Origin of the sequence: Xenorhabdus siamensis (assembly GCF_037996745.1) — a bacterium.
GTDB classification, from domain to species: Bacteria; Pseudomonadota; Gammaproteobacteria; order Enterobacterales; family Enterobacteriaceae; genus Xenorhabdus; species Xenorhabdus indica.
This window is the reverse complement of record NZ_JBBMXE010000005.1, coordinates 151117-174300: the sequence shown is the minus strand read 5'-3', so window position 1 is coordinate 174300 and position 23184 is coordinate 151117. Positions and strand designations below refer to the sequence as shown.

The window sequence follows — 23184 nt, the reverse complement described above, 5'->3', positions numbered from 1 at the left end:
GGCCTGTTCAATATGAATAATTCTGTATTTGTAGCCATATCTTCCTACACCTAAGCAGCCCTGATAAGACTGGAAGTTGAAAGACGATGAGTATATCAAATAAATAGTATATCAATGAGAATTGCTATGTATGTTATGATGATGTCTAGTTATTGCCGAATATATTAACCCCACGCCTACGGTGCCAGAAAATTGTTACTACTGGAGTAAAAATAATTATTAAGGGGATATTAATAGCTAATTTAGGTTATGAATAAATACCAAAGTTTAAATTAATATCTACCCAGAAAAAGAACATATTATTTCATTTAAATTTTTAGATAGCATAAAAAAATAATTAATGAAATAACCATCTTAAATAATGATATAATATTATCCTTCAACACACGAAAAACATTAGAAAAATCGATTGATTATTATGTTTTAGTTTGGAATAATGCGCGCCAATTTAGGACTAACAGCAAACTATAAAACTAGCAAAAGTGCAATTTTTCTAGTCAATTATCCATTTAATATAGTTTTTAAAATAATTTTAACAGCTGTCAGCACCTTCCAACATAACATCATTCTGCAACCAAGGCTCAGGGATTAATTATTAAATAGAATGGGTTATTGATATTCGATAATGAAATAAGCCTATTAAAAATTATTATATCCAAAATATGAACAAAAAAATTATTAATTTTTACTGGGAAGTAAATCCCAAGATTATTTTGTTCAAAAAAGAATGAGTCTTAAATATGCAAAATTTAACCCATGTTAAAGCACTATGTGCCTTAGCACACCCTTATCATGTTTGTGCCGAGTATGATGCATTATTTAATGATGCTATGCGTGAATTAACGTTATACCACTGTGAACATACTCCAGGTTATGAGCAGTGGCTGGCAAATAATGCTTTGGATAAACAGGCTGTAATGGAGCTGGAAGACTGGTCAAGCCTGCCACCATTATTTGCCAATTATTTTAAACGTAACCTAATAGTCAGTAATCGCACAAAAGATGCGTTGGAATTGACATCATCAGGTACAACCGGGCAAAAAAGCCGTATGCACTACGATAACAGGAGTATCACAGCGGCTCAGGATATGGTGGATCGCATTTTCAATTATTATGATTGGAATACTCCTGAGCAACCGTGTAACTACCTGCTGCTCAGCTATGAACCTGCTGGCTCCATTACGTTAGGAACAGCTTATACCGACCATTTTTTGTGTAAATATGCCCCTGTAAACCGGGTTCATTATGCGTTGCGTCATAACGGTAAGAGTAATGAATTCGATCCCTTCGGGACAATCAGAGCTCTTCAAGAATTCGCCGAAGAAGGGCTGCCCGTGCGTATTTTTGGCTTTCCTGCTTTCCTATGGTTTACCCTGCAAAGAATGGAAGAGATGGGATTACCCGCTCTGAAATTACATCCAGATTCGCTGGTCTCCCTCGGTGGCGGCTGGAAAACACATGCTGACAAAGCAATTCCCAAACTGGCGTTGTATCAACGACTGGCAGAACAACTGGGTATCCCTGATATACGTTGTCGTGATGGTTACGGTTCAGTTGAACATCCTGTGCCTTACATGGAATGTTCTCACCATCGTTTTCACGTTCCAGTCTACTCACGGGTTTATATACGCCACACAGCCAACATATCACGGCAACCTTATGGTAAACCCGGTTTTCTACATTTCATCTCACCTTATATCACTTCCAGCCCAGCTCACAGCATTGTCATGAGTGATCTGGCAGTACTGCATCCCGGTGATAGTTGTGGTTGTGAACTGAACACTGATTGGTTTGAACTGCTTGGCCGTGCAGGTACTAGCAAAAGTCGTAGTTGTGCAATTGCCGCTTCTGAATTGATTAAGGGGTCCTGAGATGTCTTCCATTGAAACAATTAATGATCAGCTTGCTGTTGAACAGGGACAGTTAACAAAACAAAAAATCGCAAAATTACGTGCACGTTTACCAGAGTTGCTCGCCCAACCTCATAGTGCCGAACAGGTACTTGAGTGCGCCCAACGCTTCGCCAATCATCTTACCAAGATGGATGATCACCCCCTTTTTGATGCTAAAACACGTGAGGCACTTATCGCCTTCTGTCAACGTGAAGCCTTACAAACTAAATTGGAGCGAGAACTGGGGCAGGATGCATTTTCCCTGCGCAGATTCGATTATAACCAGAATCGCTACGAAGCCTGGAAACCCTTGGGGTTGGTTGTCCATATCACACCTTCTAACGCGCAACTTCTTCCTTTTATGGCAGTGCTGGAAAGTTTGTTAGTCGGCAATATCAACTGGTTACGGCCCAGCAGCAGTGATAACGGATTTAGTACACTGCTTCTGGATGCATTTCTGGCTCACGATATTTCCGGCAATCTGGCAGACCGGATTGCGGTTTTGTCATTACCTGTTACACAATTGGGAGAACTGCTGAGTCAGGCCGACGCTGTTTCCGCTTGGGGGGGAGATTCTGCACTATCAACCATTCGTACCCAATTGCCGGCAGGTTGCCGCTGGATTGATTGGGGACATCGCATCAGTTTTGCCTGGCTGAGTCCTGACGCCGTGAATAATGCCCAATTAGATGCACTGGCAGATGATATTTGCTGTTATGACCAACAAGCCTGCTCCAGTCCACAATGTTTGCTGGTCGATAGTGATGATCCAGAAGTTTTGCAGGATATCGGACAACGTATGGCAGCAGCTCTTGAACGTCGTTCTGGATTATATCCGGTATTACAGACTGACGTTCAGGAATCGGCTGAAATTACAACTCAGGTAGCTTTTCAGTGCCTCGATTTCGCATTCACCCAAGTACATGGCAAGCTCTGGCAAGCTGATGGATGGCGGGTAATCTGGCGGCACGAGCAGGAACTGGCAGCTTCTCCTCTGTTCCGCACATTGCAGTTACGTCCGGCACCTCGTCAGCAGCTATGTTCTATTCTGCGTCCCTGGCGTAACCATCTTCAGAGCTGTGCTCTGGTTGCCCGTCAGGAACATATTGTAGAGATGAGCCATACCCTGTTTGCAGCGGGAATTAGCCGTATTGCCCCTGCGGGTCAGATGCACGACGGTTATAGCGGTGAGCCACACGATGGCGTTTATGCACTGACACGCCTCACCAAACGGGTTTCTGTCAGCCTGCCTGCGGATATCTTGGCTGGTTCCGCTCACCTTGATATTCCACCCCCTCGCCCACCCAGTCTGGATAACCTGCCTGTCATGAATAAGGCAGATTTTCAGGAATTAACTCCAAATGAGAAAAGCCGCCTGTTTTTCCGCAGTGGCGGCAGTAGCGGAGTACCTAAGCTGGCCGCTTATAGTTATTCTGATTATCACAAACAAATGCAATCAGCAGCCGACGGCCTGTTCGCCTGTGGCCTTGAACCTGCTACAGACCGGGTCATGAACCTGTTGTATGGGGGAAAACTGTACGGCGGAATGATAAGCTTCTTCACTGTTCTGGATAAGCTAGGTGTAACTCAATATCCGATGGGTGGCCCGATTGACGATGATTTCAGTGAAATAGCTGATTTAATTGTGCAGCAACGCATTAATACTCTGGTAGGTATGCCAAGTACGATACACCGATTGTTCCTGAGTGAAACTAAAAAATTGCGTGAATACGGTGGCGTACGCAAACTGTTTTTAGGAGGAGAACACCTGAATGTCAACCAGAGGACTTTCCTGCATGAGTTCGGAGTTACCCTGATACGTTCCGCAGTCTACGGGTCTGTAGATGCAGGCCCATTAGGTCATGGATGTGCAGCCAGTGAAGATGGTATTTTCCATTTAATGGCTGATAACCAGTGGTTAGAAATACTTAATATTCATAATGATAACCCAGTAACTGAGGGGAAAACTGGTCGTCTGATATTCACTTCCCGGCACCGCGAGGCACAATCTGTTCAGCGCTACGATTTGGGCGATCTCGGATACTGGATCGCTGAACCTTGTACTTGTGGTCAGTTGACACCGCGTTTCCGGCTTGTTGGACGTAATGGTTCCCTGTTACGTGTCAGCAGTATTTTTATCAATCTGACTGAATTATCCGAACAACTGGAAGCCCCGGTGCAATGGCTTATCGATCATAACGGTGAAGGGATCAACAGTATTCAGCTCTTAATTGAGAACCCTGATGTTGTCGCAGTTCGCGAGCACTTATTAGGTCTGAAAGAGAATGTAAAAATAAAGGAAGTGGTTGAAGGAGGGATGCTGAATCTGGACGTTTTATTTTCCCCGGCAACAGAATTTCGTCGGAATATCAATAGTGGAAAAGCACCATTGTTCATTGACTTGCGTAAATTCTGATTAGGTGAAACGAATATGAATAAAAGCATAATGTTAATTGATCTGTTTAATCATGTACGTGAGCATTCTGTTTATTACCGGACTCTTTACGAATCCGTCCCGGATGATTGGACGCTGCAAGATTTGCCACTGATCAAGCCCGGTAGTTACTGGGCTCATTCAGATAATTTACAAACTTGGCCAGTACTTACTGCTCCATTAGAAAACGGACATGTGTTTAAAACGGGCGGTTCAACCAGTGATGGCCGACTATCAGTTTTCAGTCAACAAGAGTGGAAAGTATTTATTCATTCATTTGGGAAGGCAATTACCCGCCAATTGACGCCGGGTGATCGGGTAGCCAACCTATTTTTTGCCGGCGACCTTTACACCAGTTTGCTATTCATTCATGGTGCTCTGTCTAACTCATCATTTCCTGTCGTGGAATTTCCTTTCACTTGCAAGGTTGACGATGGGCTGCTGGCATATAACATTCAGCATCACAATATCAACGTACTGGCGGGTGTGCCCGTCCAGCTCATTCGCTTTGCACAGTATCTGAAAGACAATGGTCAGACATTACCGATGGTAGAAACCATTCTGTATGGCGGAGAAAGCCTGTTTGAAGGGCAGATAACGGCAATGCGTCAGGTTTTCCCTCAGGCACGTTTTGGCTCAGTTGGTTGTGCCAGTGTTGACGGAGGCTTAATCGGCTTTGCCGACCCAGAATGTGATCCGGGAGAGCACAGGGTTTTCGACGAAGATACCATTATAGAAATTATCGATGAGATTACCCATGAACCCATCACAGAGCCAGGACGCCGTGGCATGTTAGTTACCACTAACTTACAAAGAAGACTGATGCCTGTGATCCGCTATCCCACAGGTGATTTGGCTTGCTGGTGTGAGTCAGAACAGGCATGTCGTAAGTTTGCGCTACAAGGACGCGCAAACCAAGGTTATCGGATCAGGATTGGTGATCTTTCGCTATTTCCTGACGACTTTGCCACCCAGTTATCATCACAAACAGAGTTAATTGCCTGGCAGTTGGTACTGTCTCAAGAGGCGTCAAAAGACAAAATCACATTGTTAGTAGCCAGCCCGAAACCAATCGATATTAAAAAAATCCGCCATAACATACTCTCAGCATGCCGCGGACTGAACACCGCTCACTTCCACCAAAATATGCTGGAGATCGTTCAAACGAATATCGATGCAATGTATACCCACCCGCGTTCAGGTAAATTGCAACGAGTTGTGGATCGGCGTAGTTATAATTGAAGGTTGAAATCTATGACTATTTTTCCTTCTGCTATTCAGATCCGCAGCTATCAACCAGGTGACGGAAAACATATCAGCAAATTATTTCGTGAGGTTTACGGTGATTCATACGTTTATCCTGATATCTATCTGCCCAGATTGATAGATGACTATCAAACTACAGGGAGATGGTATTCAGCCTTAGCTTTTTATCAGGGACAACTGATTGGCCATTCGTCGCTTATTAAAGATGTTGTGCAACAAAATCAGGCTGAATTAGCGTTGGTTGTTGTGTATCCGGGATTTCAAGGCAGAGGTGTTGCTAAATCTTTGGGTCGCTATCTGTGCCACTATGCGAAAGAACAACAGTACAGTTTGTTGACGATAAAACAAGTCTGTTCGCACCTGAAAAGCCAGTATTTAGCACAAAATCTGGGCTTTTGCTCGACAGCACTGATGCTGGACTATGTTGATTCGCCATTCGGGTTAGCAGAGCCTGAAAGTATTGTACAAGGTATTTTGCCTCTTAAAGCATTTCCATTACCTAAACTGAACTGGCCACATCCCTTGCGAGACTGGGCTGAACAGATAGGTCAATACGTTGGTGAATTATTACCCGATGAACAACAAGGAGAGCATTCTTTTTTTAATGCTAATCTAGTTAATTCTAAGCTCATTAGTTCTAAAATCAGTGGACGACGTTTGGAGATCACATTGTATGAGGTTGATTCTGACTTTTTATCGGAAATCATAGATTACCCTGCCAACCAGTTAATCTATTTAAGACTTCCTGCGTGTGAAGAGGCATTGAAGTTATATCCACAGCTAAAAAAAGGTGGATTTCGCTTTGCCGGACTATGTCCTGATGTACATACAGGGTGGTTTCTGCTCTGGTTACGGGGTTATCAATCAACACCGTATCAATTTTCTGACATCAGTACACAAAACCTCTACCAAATGGAATTGAAGAAAACTACAGAGTACTCACCCTTACATCAGCTAAGTGAGTACATACCAGGTTAGAATAATTCATCTAATTGCTCGAAGAACACACGCTTGGCTGAGTTATCAAGACCGCCAAGCGTATCCAGAAATTCGGTAGCTGCACTTATCGAAACCTCCTCAAGTAAGTTACGATGAACAAATGCAATATCCAGCCAGCGATCTGCAATTCCGCCTCGGCCAAGATCAAGGAAGTACAATTCGTCATGTGCATTGACGAAGATATTGCAATCACAAAGATCCCCATGGGAAAATACCTTTTCCTCACTCGGTAACGTAGCATGAAGACGTGCCAGTAAATCTCGTGGAGTCGCTATTCCCGGCCATTGCTCAAGGTCATATTTTTCATCACACAAATTGTTATCCAGCAAATATTCCAGTTCCTGAAGACGAAAATTAACCCCCGAGTCGAACGGACAATCGATTATGGATACAGCCTGTATCTGACGAACAGCTTCACGAAACAGTTCCAGGACAGGTTGATGAGCATTTATCCGTGTGTACAAGGGCTCTCCGGGTATACAACGTGTGATCATAAACTCCCCTTCTGAGTTCTCTGCAACACACACAACTTCCGGCACATTCAGGCGACCATTAAGCCAATTCAGCACTGAAGCCTCCCGCATGACACTATAAGTCGTATTTACATAAACGATGGGAGAATACTTGAGAAAAAAGCGCTCGTTACCCCGAATAAAACTATAGACACTGGCAGGAGATTCACCGATTTCATCAGGGATTAAGGCTACATCGCCGATAAAACAATCAATATTTTGTGGTAACTTGGGTAACATGTATTTTCCTTATTGAAATTGAAAAACGAAATTTGATTAAAAAAACGCTTTACAAACGATATTGAGAACGATTATCATTATTATCACTTTCAGTGCACCACCTTCAGGGTCATGTGAAAGTACGACATTGCTCACATTGCTTCCAGTGTTTACTTTTATAGCCAGCAACTTCATGCTGGCTTTTTTTTATTCTCACTATCCTGTTTTAATTATTCAAAAAAATTGATTCCTTAGATTAAATTTCTCATATTTCATATTTCATTCCTTCAACTAGACTACAAAAAACACTGAAGGATTTTGAAAATGATTTACCGACGTAAAGCTTCAGAGCGAGGCCATGCCAATCATGGCTGGCTGGATAGCTGGCACACTTTTTCATTTTCTCATTATTATGATGCCAACTTTATGGGTTTCTCAGCCCTAAGAGTCATTAATGAAGATGTGATTGACGCAGGACAAGGGTTTGGTATGCACCCTCATAATGATATGGAAATTCTGACCTATGTACTTTCCGGTACGGTGGAACATCAAGATAATATGGGAAATCTGGGACAGATATCGGCAGGAGAGTTCCAGATTATGAGTGCAGGTACTGGTATCCGCCACTCTGAATACAACCCACATAATGATAAATCGCTTCACCTATACCAAATCTGGATCATGCCAGAAGAAAATGGCCTGCCTCCACGCTATGAACAACGCCACTTTGATACGGAGGAAAGTCATCAGTTAGTACTTTCGCCCGATGCCCGCGATGGTTCATTGAAGATCTTTCAGGATATGACGTTATGGCGCCTGACATTGAAAAGTGGTGAAAGATACGAATATCACATAGAAAAAGTGCGAAAAATATGGATTCAAGTGGTTCATGGTGAAGTAACTATCAACAGTACACAAGCAACCACCAGCGATGGTATCGCTATCTGGGATAAATCCGACATTCAGATAACCGCTAACCAACAGAGTGAAATTTTATTGTTCGATCTGCCGCCAAATTGATGTCAATTTCAAGTAGTAAAAGACACATTCTAACGACAAACCCCGTTATTCTTTCAACGGGGTTTGTCAACAATCTGGGTCTTACTAAACTGGATTTTGATTTAAAGCGGCTTAATATACTCCAGAGCATATCTTTAACAAAGCGCTTCACATACCTAGGGTATTCTTATTGAGTCTTACAGCTTTGGCCCTGCTTTTACCAATGCTGCGCCAGCAGCGGTATCTGTATATTTGTCGAAGTTGTCAATGAAACGCTGTGCCAAGTCTTTGGCTTTCGCGTCCCACTCAGATTTATCTGCATACGTGTTACGTGGATCGAGGATCCCCGTATCAACGCCCGATAATGTTGTTGGTACAGCCAAATCAAAAATCGGCAATTCCATGGTATCCGCATCTTCAATATCGCCATTTAAGATCGCATCAATAATCGCGCGGGTGTCTTTGATAGAGATTCGTTTACCAGTGCCATTCCAACCCGTATTAACTAAATAGGCTTTCGCACCGGATGCCTGCATACGCTTGACCAGCACTTCTGCATACTGAGTCGGGTGTAATGACAGGAATGCCGCACCAAAACATGCCGAGAAAGTTGGCGTTGGTTCTGTTACACCACGCTCTGTTCCCGCCAGTTTTGCTGTAAAACCAGATAGAAAATGATATTGAGTCTGCTCTGGAGTCAAGCAGGAAACAGGAGGCAATACCCCGAAAGCATCAGCAGTCAGGAAAATGACTTTAGTTGCATGACCTGCTTTCGAGACAGGTTTAACAATATTTTCAATATGGTAGATAGGATAAGAAACGCGAGTGTTTTCTGTTTTTGAACCATCATTGAAATCAACAGTGCCATCTGCCAGGACAGTGACGTTTTCCAGTAGAGCATCACGGCGAATGGCGTGATAAATATCGGGCTCAGCTTCTTTCGACAGGTTGATGGTTTTCGCATAGCAGCCACCTTCAAAGTTAAACACGCCGTCGTCATCCCAACCATGTTCATCATCACCGATCAATTTACGTTTCGGATCAGTAGAAAGCGTGGTTTTTCCCGTACCAGAAAGGCCGAAGAAAACAGCAACATCACCATCCTCACCCACATTGGCAGAACAGTGCATGGAAGCAATGCCTTTCAGTGGCAACAGGTAGTTCATCATTGAGAACATCCCTTTTTTCATTTCACCACCGTACCAAGTTCCGCCGATTAGCTGCATCCGTTCTGTCAGGTTAAAAGCAACAAAGTTTTCAGAATTCAGGCCCTGCTCTTTCCATTGTGGATTGGTACATTTCGCACCGTTCATCACAATAAAATCAGGAGAAAAATCAATGAGCTCCTCATCAGATGGGCGAATAAACATGTTTTTGACAAAATGCGCCTGCCACGCCACTTCTGTGATGAAACGTACTTTCAGACGAGTATCCGCATTCGCCCCACAGAAGGCATCAACCACAAACAAACGTTTGCCTGAAAGCTGCTGAGTGACTAATCCTTTAAGATGAGACCAGGTTTCCTGACTGAGCGGTTTATTATCGTTCTTACCTTTTCCCTGATCTGCCCACCATACCGTATCGCGAGTCACCTCATCGCGCACAATATATTTATCTTTAGGAGAACGTCCTGTGAAGATCCCGGTATCTACTGCGACAGCACCAAGATTGGTCAATGTTCCTTTCTCATATCCTTGTAAAGAGGATTTTGTTTCTTCAGAGAATAACAATTCATAACTTGGGTTATAAATAACTTCGCTAACATCACGAATACCATAAACCATAAGTTCCTGCGCAGTAATGCCTGTAACGCTCATTTATTTATTGCTCCTGATCAGTTAGATTTCATCTCTATCTCGGCCAGAAATAATAAATAATTATGACTAATTAACAGCGATTGTTATCAAAAAATTGAAATTATATTATTTTTTTAGACTTATATGAGACATAGAACACGAAATAAAAATTTTTAAATAATAAAAAGGGCGTATTTATACGCCCTCTAAAAATAAATCATAAATACAGTTAATGTAAATGTTCTTTTTTCGCTATTTTAATTTCGTTAAGAGCGTTCTCATCAAAAATATAGTGCATACCACAGAATTCACATTCCATGTCAATTTTGCCATCTTGATGAAGAATATCTTGCAGATCTGCTTCCGGTAAAGTTACCAGAGTATCAGCACAACGTTGGTGAGAACAGGTACAACGGAACTCAACCTGCTGAGGTTCATACAGAGTGACATCTTCTTCATGGTAAAGACGATGCAGAATTTCTTTCACATCCAGTGTAAACAACTCTTCGCCTTTGATGGTCGCAGTCAATTGAACCAGATGGTCAAGCATGTCATCACTGCCTGCCTGTGCACCCGGCAGAATTTGCAATAACATGCCACCAGCCGCCATTTTGCCATCCTGCATGCCAGTTCGTATAAACAAACGGGTCGGCAATTGTTCTGACTGTTTGAAGTAAGCATCCAAACATTCAGCCAACGTCTCTCCTTCGAGTGCGACTACACCTTGATAACGTTCACCTTCTGTCGGTGTAATGGTAATGACCATATAACCATTACCAACCATATCACGCAGACGACTTGCAGCATTGACATCACCATCAATACGCGCAGTACCACGCATCTGCTGGTGGTTATTTCCATTAATGACCGCCAGCTTAACAGGCCCATCACCTTGAATTTGTACTGTGATATTCCCGTTGAATTTCAATGTGGCAGTCAACAGGCTGGTGGCGACCAACAACTCACCCAACAATTGCTGTACAGGCTGGGGAAAATGGTGATTCTCCAGCATTCGCTGGTAAGTCTCACTTACAGAAACAAGTTCTCCCCTGACAGAATGGCTTTCAAATAAAAAGCGGTGTAATTGGTCATGCTTAATCATAAATCTCTCTCATTTCACTGAGACGGTTATTCCGACTCATTAAATTTTGTTCTTGAATTTAATCAGGGTACGCCGTTCTTTCTTGTCTGGACGGCGATCAGGATGTGGCATCGTCAACGCATTCATTTTACGGGCCAAGGCCATCTTTTCCCGATTAATGATGCTTTCTTCTGTTTCCTGATAAAGCTGTTGAGCTTCTGTGGCATTGCGTCTTTGTCCGTGCAATGCCAAAACTGTCACTGTTTTCTCATCATTGCCCTGACGCAATTTAATTGTTGCGTTCAATTCAACCAGTTTACTCGGTTTACTCCGCTGCCCATTATAATGAACTTTTCCTCCATCAATCATTTCACGCGCGATGGAACGGGTTTTGTAAAAACGGGCAGCCCACAACCATTTATCAAGGCGAACAGCTTGATCATTGTCTGAATTAGGCATGGTTGTTTCTCTCTGATTAAAGCTGGCTAAAAACAGATTCAGGGTAACATAGCCCGTGTGATTATCACTAATTCATCGGCGGTCGTTTCAGATTGAAACAATTGTCATAGTACTGTCTGATCCGCACAAGACGCTGACTGTTTTTTTGTTTTTTCTTAATAACCAATATGCTATTAACAATTAATGTTGCCATAATTACTGCTAAAAAGAGGCAACTTCCCAGATAACGAATCAACGTTATAGAATCAGGTTCACTATGTAACATGATATGGCGAGTACCGTTTGCATCTTCAGATAAACCCGTCACAATACCTTCGGTTTCAAATGGAATATGCGTCAATATATTCGCCAGCCGTAGCAATTCCCCCCATTGTTGCAAAGCGGTGTACTCATAAAAAATGATTGGCGCAAGCGGATATTCAACCAGTGGACGGTTCTCATCACTAATCAGCAAAACACCTCCCGGCGGAGGGCTGTTCATGAGAATACTCACTTTATCAATTTCCCGGTAAATAAATGAGGAGGTGGTGGCATCAACAAGTTTTCCCAATGCATCAGCACTCACAGAGCGTAATAATACTTTGGTCCCATTCAATTTCCCTTTTTCTGCCTGATACAAAAGATCATCCCAATCTTTGCCATTACCCAGATTAATCAGAGCGTTTTTTAGACGATTGCAATCCATGTCCTTCTGACAAAGTGCCTGAGTATTCAAAATGATTTCAGAAAAATTATCGAGTAATATCATTCCCGATTTAGCAATCACTTCATTCAGATTGGAATGAGATTTCCGGCTATTTTCCATTGGGCGTAATTGCTCATTAACTGTTGTGAGCAATGCTGATGCTTTATTAATAATTTCTGATTCCGGTCTGGGTAATGAGCTGCCATTATTCCAATAGACACCCAAACAGTTAAATGGAGCAAAAGAGAGTCCATTCTGACCAGGAAAAGTATCCAACATAGGTGGCATGTAACACATTCCTGAGCCTTTAACTTTCAGTACATCCCCTTCCCGAAGTGGCATATTTAGCAGTTCATTGACGCTGGTAATAACCTTGGTATTACTGCCATGCAGCCATGCGAAACTCAACCGCATAGATAAACTGGCGGGTTGATAAAAATACAGTAATAACATAGCTAAAATAGAAAATACCACCAACAACTGGTTCTTTCGATAACGTTGGTAGGGATAGTGTTTCTCCTCCTCATGCAACGAGAGATAACGCCCCTGTCGCACAACATGGCAATTGGAGTACATATCCACATCGGTATTTTGATCAATCTCATGAGCAATGTACGGCTCCCAGTGAGCGGGATAAGTCAAGTCAATTCCGCCCAATGAGATATTTCTTTTGTGTTCCAGCTCAAACTCACTGAAAACACCCCAGCGTTTCAGTATCCCGCTAAAGCAATTTATATTCAATAAATTACGTGAAGAGGGCCACCTGAAAAGCGGCCAAAAACTGGCAAATATCAGCAGAACAGAAATCAACATTAGCCACGGCATTAGAGGTACAGGTACAAAAAGAGCCAGAAACCATAAGGAAAGCCCCATGCACATCAGAACTCCTTCCTGAATACCTGTTGAGTAGCGCAGACGATACTCTTCCGGCGTTTCCTTTCGCACATACAGCAAATTGGCACTCGAATTACCGTTCTTCTGGATTGAGGCGTGTTCTGTTTTCTTAAAATTTGGGGTATTCAGATTCTGCTGATAATCGGTCAGACAATGACCATTTACTGCAATAACGAGCGGTATCGAAGAAGTTTGCACAATGTCTACCGTATTCCGACGATTAACAAACGGCTCAAGCATTGCAGGGAAATGTATTTCCGTTTCATCAACATAATAGCGCCAATGCTGCGCTTCTTCTGAAGCAGCGGAAAAACGGGTTATGGGATGGCTAATGGTATAAACCGTATCATTTTTGACCGGCAACGCCGGACAGCCAGACATATAGCTCCTGTCTGATTTCATTTTGGGCAGGATATTCTTTAGATAAGACTCAATAGCTTGAGATTCATCCACACTTAACTTGCGGCTAGCTGCTTTAGCTATCAATGACAAGTAACGCGCGTTATCAGAACGCCTCCATCTGAAAGTCAGAAAGGAAGCCATTATAGTCAGGCTAACGATAAAAATAGCCAATATAATGACTAGTGAGCTCATTTTTTCTCCACGCCCATAAAGCAATACAGAGGCTGACAAAATAACAATCTAAAGAATGACTCAGAATCAGGTTATTCCTATTCTCGCTTCCTATTTTTAATTTTATTTACAAAATGTTATATAAATTTTCTCACACCCGCTCGTAAGAGGAAGTCTTTTCGTGTAAGAGTAAGACAGTAACAAAAATACATACAAGCGATAATCGCTATCATTTACTAACATAATCGGCCATATTAAAGCAAAGTTTGGATTCACATCCAATGTCACTACAAAAATTGTATTTCCCAAGCGCCATGAGCTGATTGGATGGATTATTTTTCAATTGACTAATGCGCAATAACCGCCAGGGGCAAGCATGATTGATCTGAAAAAGCCTAAGATATTGAATATAAGTGATATTGCCCATTCTCGTCTATTCAACATCCAGTCCGTTGATCTTGAATTCAGTAATGGTGCCAGACGTATTTATGAGCGCATGAAGCCTGCTAATCATGAAGCAGTCCTCATCATTCCGGTAATTGGTGATGAGTTACTCCTGATACGTGAATACGCCGTTGGTATTGAACAATATGAGTTAGGTTTTCCCAAGGGCGCGATTGATGCGGGGGAAAGTATCCTTGAAGCCGCCAACCGTGAGTTAAAGGAAGAAGTAGGATTAGGCGCAAAAAAGCTTGAACTACTGACCAAACTGACGATGGCTCCTTCTTATTTTTCCAGCAAAATGAACATTGTCATTGCGCAAGATCTCTATCCCGAAAATCTGGAAGGAGATGAACCAGAACCTCTGGTACAAGTTTGTTGGCCAATAACAGATATGATGTCACTATTGGAACATCCCGATTTTAACGAAGCCAGAAACATCAGCGCCTTATTTTTTGCACAACGATATCTGAATGAAAAACGTTAGGACTATGCTTACAGCAGGTATGATTGAAAAAATATAATCAATAAAGGAGGTTATTGATTATTCGATGAATATACCCAATAGATTTCGGGTTGCTTCGTGGCAGCAAGGGAACAAAACCTCAGGAGCATAGAGAAATTTAATGATGTAGCAAGATTATGAGAGGGCATTGAAGATCGTGATTTTTAATGCCCATTTCTTATGACTATATAAAATTATTAAACATCATGATTCAGTACCTGTGTGGCGGTTAAAAGATATCAACATTCATATTCACTATACTGCCGTGGATGGTGGCAAGCCATTCGCCAATGGCCGTAAAAGATAAAATGAATCGTAGTTGCTCAGTAGATATCGATATTTGGTAACCATTACTTGATAAAATAATAATAAAAGGCGCCGTCAGATAATTGACGGTGCCTTTTATCCCTATTTACTACCTAAATATTTACTACTTAGGTGCTAGTATTTAAAAATAATCAGAACAGCTCATGGCTTTCGCCATTCTCTATCACTGTCGTTCCCGCCTCTGGTACGGCATATTCTGTCGGCTGCGTACCTTCAATAAAATATTCCTTACGAGTATTTGCCCCACCATTGGAGAGCTTACCTGTCGCCCGATCAATTGTGACAGACACAATACCTTCTGGCGGTTCCATCACTTTTTCCGCAACACCTTCCAATGCCATTTTCATAAAATCATCCCAAATTGGCTGCGCCGTTTTCGCTCCACCTTCCCCTTTCAGAGTAGGTGTGCGTCCCAGACTTTTACTGTGCTCATCGAAACCAATCCAGACCGTCGCAACCATATCTGGCCCATAACCTGAGAACCACGCATCTTTCGAGCTGTTGGTTGTCCCGGTTTTACCACCAATATCACGGCGCTTTAAATCACGAGCAGCACGCCAGCCTGTTCCCATCCAGCCCGGCTCACCAAAGATATTGGTTTTCAGAGCGTCATGGATCAGAAACGCCAACGGTGTGCTGATAACATGCGGAGCATACTGCTGATCATCGGTATGCACGTTAGGCGCTACACTTTCCAGATCCGGCTGAGGTAAAGCTGGCTCGGCAGAAAGATTGGAATGGGCTACGTTTTCAATCGAATCTTCGGATAATTCAATGGAACGGGTGGTATCACCATAGATCACAGGAATATCGGTACACTGCGGACAAGCAATCTTCGGCTTCGCTTCAAACAGGACTTTTCCTTCATCATTCTCAATTTTGTTAATGAAATAAGGATCGACCAGATAACCGCCATTCGCCATCACTGCATAACCACGCACTAATTGCATTGGCGTGAAAGACGGAGACCCCAATGCCAGCGACTCTGTACGGACAACATTTTCACCTGGCAAACCAAAGCGTTTCAGGTAATCAGCAGCATAATCAACACCCATTGCACGCATGGCGCGCACCATCACCACGTTCTTAGATTGCCCCAATCCCTGACGCAGACGAATCGGGCCATCATAGGTTGGTGGCGAGTTTTTTGGACGCCAGTCAGTACCCGCGCCTGCATCCCAACGGCTGATAGGTGCATCGTTAAGCAACGATGCCAGTGTCAGACCTTTATCCATCGCAGCGGTATACAAGAACGGTTTGATATTGGAGCCGACCTGACGCAACGATTGAGTTACGCGGTTAAATTTACTCAATTCAAAATTAAATCCACCGACCAATGCTTCTATCGCACCATTCATCGGGTTGATAGAAACCAGCGCAGCATTAACTTCCGGCAATTGAGCCAGCCACCAGATGTTATTGACTTTCCTGACCCAAATCTGTTCACCGACTCGAATGACTTCATTAACACTTTGCGGTGCAGGTCCTTGCAGATTGTCAGTCTTGAATCGACGCGCCCAGCGAACTCCCGCCATAGTCAGTTCAACTTTACTGCCATCCGTCAATATGGCTTCTGCCTGAGTTGCATCGGATTTCGTCACAACAGCAGGCAACAAAGGATCATATTTCTGCAAAGTTTTCAGTTTATCGATGATCTGAGACTGGCTCCATACTGGTTGGCCAGTTTTCCATAACACTTCCTGAGCACCGCGATAACCATGACGGATATCATAATCAATCACATTGGTACGAACAGCATCAACAGCCGCCAGTTGGAGTTTGCGTGTAATCGTAGTATAGACCTTATAGCCATCCGTATAGGCATTTTCACCATAACGGTTAATCATTTCCTGCCTGACCATTTCAGTCAGGTAAGGAGCAGAGAAAACAATCTGCGGAGTGTGGTAACGGGCAATTAATTTCTCACTTCTTGCCTGATAATATTGCTGTTGAGTGATGTATCTCTCCTCCAGCATACGCCCCAATACCACATTACGGCGACTAAGCGCCCGCTCATGAGAATAGAGTGGGTTAAAGGTAGAAGGCGCTTTGGGTAATCCGGCAATCATCGCCATTTCACCCAAAGTCAATTCATTAACGTTCTTGCCAAAATAGACATGTGCTGCGGCACCGACACCATAAGCACGATAACCAAGGTAGATTTTGTTGAGATATAGCTCAAGAATTTCATTCTTGGTTAACAGTTGCTCGATTTTAATCGCCAGAAACGCTTCTTTAGCCTTACGTATCAAAGTTTTTTCCGGACTGAGAAAAAAGTTTCTCGCAAGTTGCTGAGTAATAGTACTTGCCCCCTGAGAAGCATGACCAGAAGTCATCACAACTGAGACCGCACGGATAATACCTATCGGATCAACGCCATGGTGTTCATAAAAACGACTATCTTCCGTGGCAATAAAGGCTTTCACCATTAAAGGTGGTATTTCGGATAAGGTCAGCGGTAAACGACGTTTTTCACCATATTGGGCAATAAGTTTGCCATCAGCACTGAATACCTGCATTGGTGTCTGTAATCGGACATCCTTTAAAGTCGCGACATCTGGCAACTGTGGTTCGATATATTTGTACAAACCCAAAATCGAGACGGTTCCCAATAAAATGCAAACAACGACAAGGATCAAAAAATACTTTATGAACTTCACCTGAAATTTCTCACGCCATGTTAATGAGGCAATTTATAAACGATTATTACGTAGTATAAAGGCTATACAACACAATGAATATGTCCTTTCATTAATAACAACTTGTCACACATCACTGATAAGGAGATCACGACATGTATCCATCAAGGTGGTATATCGGATTGGATATCCATGAACATGACATTCGGGCAATCGCGGCGATTAAACGCCGCAATGGTTGGCAACTCCGTCATTGCTGGCAATACTCTTTATTTAATGAGATACCGTTATTTAATGAAATGCCATTATTAAAAGACACACCACACGGCACTGTCTCAGGAGGATGGTTAAAGCACCCTGAAAAATTACAGCACATTTTAATGCAATGGCGTCAAATATTACCTAACAAGATTAAATTAAGGCTGGCACTGCCTGTTCAGCAAACCTTACAGAAACAGATCGCTTTGCCTCACCACATCTCATTACAGGAGCCTGAACTCGGATGGTTTGTTCACGCCAACGCTGAAAAACAATTTCCTGTCACTGATCTTGCCTTGGATTATCGGGTTCATGGTCAGCAAATCTGCATCAGTGCAACCCGACAAAAAGATCTCAACTTCTGGCTTGAACTGCTCGCAAAAATTGGTTTATTCCCTGATGCCATTGATATTGCACCCTGTGCATTACGTTATGCAGCAGAATCTGCCGGTGTTCCCAATGACAGTTGGTTGATCCATAAACGGATAACTGACTGGCTGTGGGTCGCTCCAGCTAATCTCCCTTTTAATTATGGATTGATCTCAACTCAGTCTCATCCATTTCTGACACAAGTGATTAGCCAGTTACCCATTACAGCAGAGAGTAAAAACCACACCATTTATTACAGTGACGAACAATCTACTGATATCAATAAAGAAAAACAGCAAACCGTACCCAAAGAATCCGTTCATGTCTGGCATATGCTGGCAGCATTTCGCCATTATCAGCCTCCGTTGCCGACACAAACAGATGCTTTCGTTATAGCCGCCGGACTGGCTCTCAGACCGGATGACCAATGATGTATCAGGTTAATTTCTTGCCCTGGCGTCAGGCAAAACTTAAACGCAAATACTGGAAATGGGGATTGTTTCTTGGCCTGCAATTGATTCTATGGGGGGCTTTTTTCATATTTATCTCAATACAACAGCAGCAGGAAATCGAACAATATCACGAGCAATTTGCCCAAAATAGCCAGCAACTTGAGCAAGTAAAACAAATTATCAGTGAAACAGAACAAGTGGTTCATCATCACCATCAGTTAACCCAACAGTTAAGGAAAAAACAGATATTCATGGAACAGAATCAACGATATTTACAGCTATTTCGCCAACTTCCCCACTTATTACCGGAGAAAAGCTGGCTTACTGCTTTCAGTGATGACACCGGACAATTAGTTTTTGCAGCCAACAGCCAAAGTTATGAAGATGTCTCCAATTTACTGGATAACCTGACGGGTAATACCTCACTTATCAATGTCCAGTTAAAAAAAATGACCACCACATCTGAGGATTATCTCAAGGTATTCACCATTGATGCAGACTGGTTAATGGGAGACAGCAATGAGAAATAATTATCTTGTGTGGTTATTTCGCCCCATATGGCAGTTATTTTTATTACAGCAATTGGTGATCGTTCCTCTTGTATTGGGCTTCTATTTTTTTATTTGGCAAAAGAGTGAAGATGTCATTCATTCTCTTCAAGTTAAACTGACAGAACAAAAAAATGATCTTGCCTTATCGCAAAACCAATTTTCCGCATTACCTAATCTGACTGAACTCCACCAGCAGATCCAACAAATAACAGTCAAACTCGGCCAGAACGGTCACATCTCATCGCCGCTAAAAACTACCGTACTTAAACGACTCCACCAGCCTTTGATCAATTCCGGGAGTCAACTCATGGAATGGAAGAGCATCAAGGAAGGTGATCAAGTTTTATGGCATATCACTCTGTCACTGACCTATGAACAATTACTCCGTTTCATCAATGAGATTCAGCAATTACAACCCATCTTGCTGATAAAACATCTCACAATCACACCTGCCGATAATAGTCTGACTGTCCGTATGGTGCTGAAAGATATTGGCTATGAGGAGAAATGATGAATCGTCGTGCTTTCACTTTACTGGCCTTCTTGCTCCTGACTTTTTCCTGTTTCGCCGAAGAAATAGCACCGGAAGAAACAACTTATTCCATGACAGTGAGAGACCCTTTTCAGCCGCCAAAAAATATCGTAGATGAAGAAGTTCAGTTCTTCCCGACAGATCAAGAAGAACAAGAAATAGAATACCAGGTTATTCCTCTGCAATACGCCGATGCCGGACAAATAACAGAGCAATTACAAAAAAACACGCCTGCCTTACTGACAAAATGGGGAAAAGTGGAACATGATAATTTAACAAATAGTTTGATATTAGAAGATAAGTTTGATGCTATCACTCGCATCAAGAACTGGCTGAAAGAAGTGGATACACCACAACAGCAAGTGCAAATCACAGCCCATATTGTCACGAGCAGCAGAGAAGCGTTACATGAGCTAGGTATTCACTGGGGTATCACAGCCGATCCACAAAATCGCTCACTCGGCCTCAACCGCTTAAACCTGCATCAACCCGCAGGAAATCAAAGACACCGATTGGTACTGAACACTGCCCGTATCCATGCAAATCTATTAGAAATGGAACTCAGCGCCCTGGAGCAGGAAAATCAACTGGATATCATCGCCAGCCCACGTCTGACCGCTTCACATCAACAACCCGCCAGTATCAAACAGGGTTCTGATATCCCTTATCTCGTTCAGAACAAAAACAAAACAACTATTCAATTTAAGGAGGCAGTATTAGGCATGGAAGTGACTCCACACATTTTAAGGCAAGGAAAAATCCGGTTAGTGTTGAAAATCAGCCAGAATGCGCCCGGCCTTCCTATTAATCAGGGCGGAAATGAAAATCTGGCTATCGACAAACAGGAAATTATGACACAAGTTACCGTCAGAAACGGCGAAACCCTCATTCTGGGTGGAATTTTCCAACAGAAAAAAGGAGCCAGCACACAAAAAGTTCCTTACTTATCAGATATTCCTCTATTGGGATCATTATTTAGCCAGCAAGGAGAACGGCATAGTCGAAGGGAGCTCGTAATTTTTATTACACCTCAACTGGACGATATTTGATCAAATGAAAATATACGCATATTTATCAGTCCCTTGATAAAGGTCTCTATGCTTTTTCTGCCATATTGCTGGTTATTTTTCTTGGTCCGACCTGTTTATGGATTTGACGCTGAGAGTAATTTAGCATACAAGGTTTACCTAATTGAGTGAGCAGGTCTCTCATCACCAGTAAGAGCCTATCAGAATATACACAGGTGGATCATAATCAGCCGAAAAAAGCATGAACTTCACTTCACTGGTTCGTGCAAATTTATATAGTTGCAATATAGGCTGATGTATTGAGATAATTTTTCTATCTGATCTCACATTCTCACTCATGAGGTTTCAGTTTAGGTCCCGCGGCTAATCTGATTGGCGGGGCGGGTTATCATTAACAAATATCTTAGTAATACCAAAAACATGGCAGAGAAACGCAATATCTTTCTGGTTGGGCCTATGGGTGCCGGCAAAAGCACTATTGGTCGTCAGTTAGCTCAGCAACTCAATATGGAGTTTTACGACTCTGATCAAGAAATTGAGCGACGTACCGGAGCTGACGTGGGCTGGGTATTCGATGTGGAAGGCGAAGAAGGCTTCCGTGAACGCGAAGAAAAAATAATTAACGAACTGACTGAGAAACAAGGCATTGTATTGGCAACTGGGGGTGGTTCAGTTAAATCAAAAGAAACCCGCAATCGTCTGTCTGCCCGTGGTGTGGTCGTCTATTTAGAAACAACCATAGAAAAACAGTTAGCTCGTACCCAGCGCGACAAAAAACGCCCTTTACTTCAAGTTGACGCACCAGCACGTGAAGTTTTAGAGAATCTGGCTGATGAGCGCAATCCTCTTTATGAGGAAATTGCTGACCTGACTATACGTACAGATGAGCAAAGTGCCAAAGTTGTAGCTAACCAAATTATTGAGCTATTGGAAAAAAATTGATCTTTGCGGACTCACTCCGCAGCACACGATAAGGCGAAAGCTGATATGGAACAAGTGATTGTTACGTTAGGTGAAAGAAGCTATCCGATTACCATCGCCCAAGGGCTGTTTTCCAGCAGTGAAGCATTCAAGCCCCTGCAATCTGGTCAGCAGGTCATGATAGTGACCAATGAAACACTGGCACCCCTGTATCTTGAACAGGTGAAATCCACTTTGCAGAGTATGGGTCTCCAGGTAAATGAAGTTATCTTGCGTGACGGTGAACAATACAAATCACTTTTTGTGCTCAATGACATATTTTCTGCCTTACTGGAAAATAATCACAGTCGTGACACAACGCTTATCGCTCTCGGTGGTGGTGTCATCGGTGATATGACGGGGTTTGCTGCCGCCAGCTATCAACGCGGCATTCGTTTCATTCAGATACCCACCACTCTACTTTCTCAGGTTGACTCTTCCGTTGGCGGAAAAACAGGGGTCAACCATCCCCTTGGTAAAAATATGATTGGGGCTTTTTACCAACCCGCCTCCGTTGTCATTGATCTCAATTGTTTAAATACCCTACCAGCCCAAGAGTTGTATGCTGGTTTAGCGGAAGTGATCAAATATGGCGTGATTTTGGATGGTGAGTTTTTTAGTTGGCTTGAAGATAATATTGAGAAATTAATCGCTCTTGATCATCAGGCAATGGCTTACTGTATCCGTCGTTGTTGTGAACTGAAGGCATTTGTCGTCGCAGCAGATGAATATGAACGCAGTGGAATGCGGTCTTTATTAAATCTTGGCCATACTTTTGGACATGCCATTGAAGCGGAAATGGGTTATGGCGTCTGGCTGCATGGTCAAGCTGTCGCTGCGGGTATGGTAATGGCTGCACGCGCTTCTGAACTTGTTGGAACATTTTCCAGTCAGGATACACAACGCATTATCAACTTGCTGGAAAGAGCAAAACTACCCGTTCACGGCCCGGCAATGATGTCCCCTGAAGATTATTTACCTCATATGATGCGTGATAAAAAAGTATCAGCGGGTAAACTTCGTCTGATTTTACCTAAGGTGATAGGGGAAGCAGAACTTCGTTCTGATATCAGTACAGACGTTATACTGGATGCCATTCGACGTTGCAGAGAATGATCCATCATTCTCTAGCTGTTTGCTATAAAATAGCTACATTGATAGATACACCCTGATAGCTTTTAAGTTGCCGCCAACAAAGAGGCAACTTAAAAGATAAAGGGTATAATACATTACCAGTTTTATTATCGGTTTTAGTTAGGTCAGGCTGCCAAACCTATAGACCAGACCTATAGACCAGACCTATAGAATAGTAA

At 42.8% G+C, this 23184-nt stretch carries 18 protein-coding genes; 12 read left to right on the top strand and 6 right to left on the bottom strand.

Going from position 1 to position 23184, the window contains the following annotated elements:
• Positions 1-740 precede the first annotated feature (740 nt).
• Genes AAC852_RS04700 through AAC852_RS04685 form a run of 4 tightly spaced genes read left to right on the top strand, consistent with a single transcriptional unit; the run spans position 741 to position 6570 of the window.
• Positions 741-1871, top strand: coding sequence for a LuxE/PaaK family acyltransferase (locus tag AAC852_RS04700; RefSeq protein WP_340620024.1), 1131 nt, complete (start codon positions 741-743; stop codon positions 1869-1871).
• A gap of 1 nt (position 1872) precedes the next feature.
• The gene (locus AAC852_RS04695) at positions 1873-4308 is read left to right on the top strand and encodes an acyl-CoA reductase (protein WP_340620023.1); all 2436 of its coding nucleotides are present in this window, start codon (positions 1873-1875) and stop codon (positions 4306-4308) included.
• 15 nt (positions 4309-4323) lie between these two features.
• Complete coding sequence (locus AAC852_RS04690) at positions 4324-5568, top strand: phenylacetate--CoA ligase family protein (protein WP_340620022.1); 1245 nt, start codon at positions 4324-4326, stop codon at positions 5566-5568.
• Positions 5569-5580: 12 nt separating this feature from the next.
• Entirely contained in the window at positions 5581-6570 is a 990-nt protein-coding gene (locus tag AAC852_RS04685; protein ID WP_340620021.1) for a GNAT family N-acetyltransferase, read from the top strand.
• Here AAC852_RS04685 and AAC852_RS04680 read toward each other — a convergent pair.
• Positions 6567-7343 carry an APH(3') family aminoglycoside O-phosphotransferase gene (locus AAC852_RS04680; protein WP_340620020.1) on the bottom strand — a complete coding sequence of 259 codons (777 nt, stop codon included), beginning with the start codon at positions 7341-7343 and terminating at the stop codon, positions 6567-6569. The genes AAC852_RS04685 and AAC852_RS04680 overlap by 4 nt on opposite strands.
• A 303-nt stretch (positions 7344-7646) precedes the next feature.
• Between AAC852_RS04680 and AAC852_RS04675 the strand changes: the two genes are divergently transcribed.
• Positions 7647-8342, top strand: a complete 696-nt coding sequence (locus AAC852_RS04675; protein ID WP_340620019.1) for a pirin family protein — start codon at positions 7647-7649, stop codon at positions 8340-8342.
• A gap of 176 nt (positions 8343-8518) precedes the next feature.
• Here the strand turns inward: AAC852_RS04675 and pckA are convergent, their stop codons facing one another.
• The 4 genes from pckA to AAC852_RS04655 all read right to left on the bottom strand — a co-directional run bounded on the left by pckA (position 8519) and on the right by AAC852_RS04655 (position 13830).
• Positions 8519-10138: a phosphoenolpyruvate carboxykinase (ATP) gene (pckA, locus tag AAC852_RS04670; protein ID WP_340620018.1), complete on the bottom strand. Its 1620-nt coding sequence runs from the start codon at positions 10136-10138 to the stop codon at positions 8519-8521.
• A 208-nt stretch (positions 10139-10346) separates the two neighbouring features.
• Entirely contained in the window at positions 10347-11219 is an 873-nt protein-coding gene (gene hslO, locus AAC852_RS04665) for an Hsp33 family molecular chaperone HslO (RefSeq protein WP_340620017.1), read from the bottom strand.
• 39 nt (positions 11220-11258) lie between these two features.
• Positions 11259-11657: a ribosome-associated heat shock protein Hsp15 gene (hslR, locus tag AAC852_RS04660; protein WP_340620016.1), complete on the bottom strand. Its 399-nt coding sequence runs from the start codon at positions 11655-11657 to the stop codon at positions 11259-11261.
• 67 nt (positions 11658-11724) lie between these two features.
• Entirely contained in the window at positions 11725-13830 is a 2106-nt protein-coding gene (locus AAC852_RS04655) for an IgaA/UmoB family intracellular growth attenuator (protein WP_340620015.1), read from the bottom strand.
• Positions 13831-14185: 355 nt separating this feature from the next.
• Here AAC852_RS04655 and nudE point away from each other — a divergent pair, with 355 nt between their 5' ends.
• Positions 14186-14737 (top strand): ADP compounds hydrolase NudE, encoded by a 552-nt coding sequence (gene nudE / locus AAC852_RS04650; protein ID WP_047680308.1) that lies wholly within the window; start codon positions 14186-14188, stop codon positions 14735-14737.
• Positions 14738-15213: 476 nt separating this feature from the next.
• On the opposite strand, the gene mrcA is transcribed toward nudE, so the two are convergent.
• Positions 15214-17742 (bottom strand): peptidoglycan glycosyltransferase/peptidoglycan DD-transpeptidase MrcA, encoded by a 2529-nt coding sequence (gene mrcA / locus AAC852_RS04645; RefSeq protein ID WP_340620014.1) that lies wholly within the window; start codon positions 17740-17742, stop codon positions 15214-15216.
• 134 nt (positions 17743-17876) lie between these two features.
• Between mrcA and AAC852_RS04640 the strand changes: the two genes are divergently transcribed.
• From AAC852_RS04640 to aroB, 6 genes are all read left to right on the top strand, one after another.
• Positions 17877-18779, top strand: coding sequence for a type IV pilus biogenesis protein PilM (locus tag AAC852_RS04640; protein WP_340620013.1), 903 nt, complete (start codon positions 17877-17879; stop codon positions 18777-18779).
• Positions 18776-19330 carry a PilN domain-containing protein gene (locus AAC852_RS04635; protein WP_340620012.1) on the top strand — a complete coding sequence of 185 codons (555 nt, stop codon included), beginning with the start codon at positions 18776-18778 and terminating at the stop codon, positions 19328-19330. The genes AAC852_RS04640 and AAC852_RS04635 overlap by 4 nt, the downstream gene beginning before the upstream one ends.
• Entirely contained in the window at positions 19320-19862 is a 543-nt protein-coding gene (locus tag AAC852_RS04630; RefSeq protein ID WP_340620011.1) for a hypothetical protein, read from the top strand. The genes AAC852_RS04635 and AAC852_RS04630 overlap by 11 nt, the downstream gene beginning before the upstream one ends.
• Entirely contained in the window at positions 19862-20932 is a 1071-nt protein-coding gene (gene pilQ / locus AAC852_RS04625) for a type IV pilus secretin PilQ (protein ID WP_340620010.1), read from the top strand. Before AAC852_RS04630 ends, pilQ begins: the two co-directional genes overlap by 1 nt.
• A 399-nt stretch (positions 20933-21331) precedes the next feature.
• Positions 21332-21853 (top strand): shikimate kinase AroK, encoded by a 522-nt coding sequence (aroK, locus tag AAC852_RS04620; protein ID WP_038260059.1) that lies wholly within the window; start codon positions 21332-21334, stop codon positions 21851-21853.
• 45 nt (positions 21854-21898) lie between these two features.
• Positions 21899-22987, top strand: a complete 1089-nt coding sequence (aroB, locus tag AAC852_RS04615; protein ID WP_340620009.1) for a 3-dehydroquinate synthase — start codon at positions 21899-21901, stop codon at positions 22985-22987.
• Positions 22988-23184: the final 197 nt, after the last annotated feature.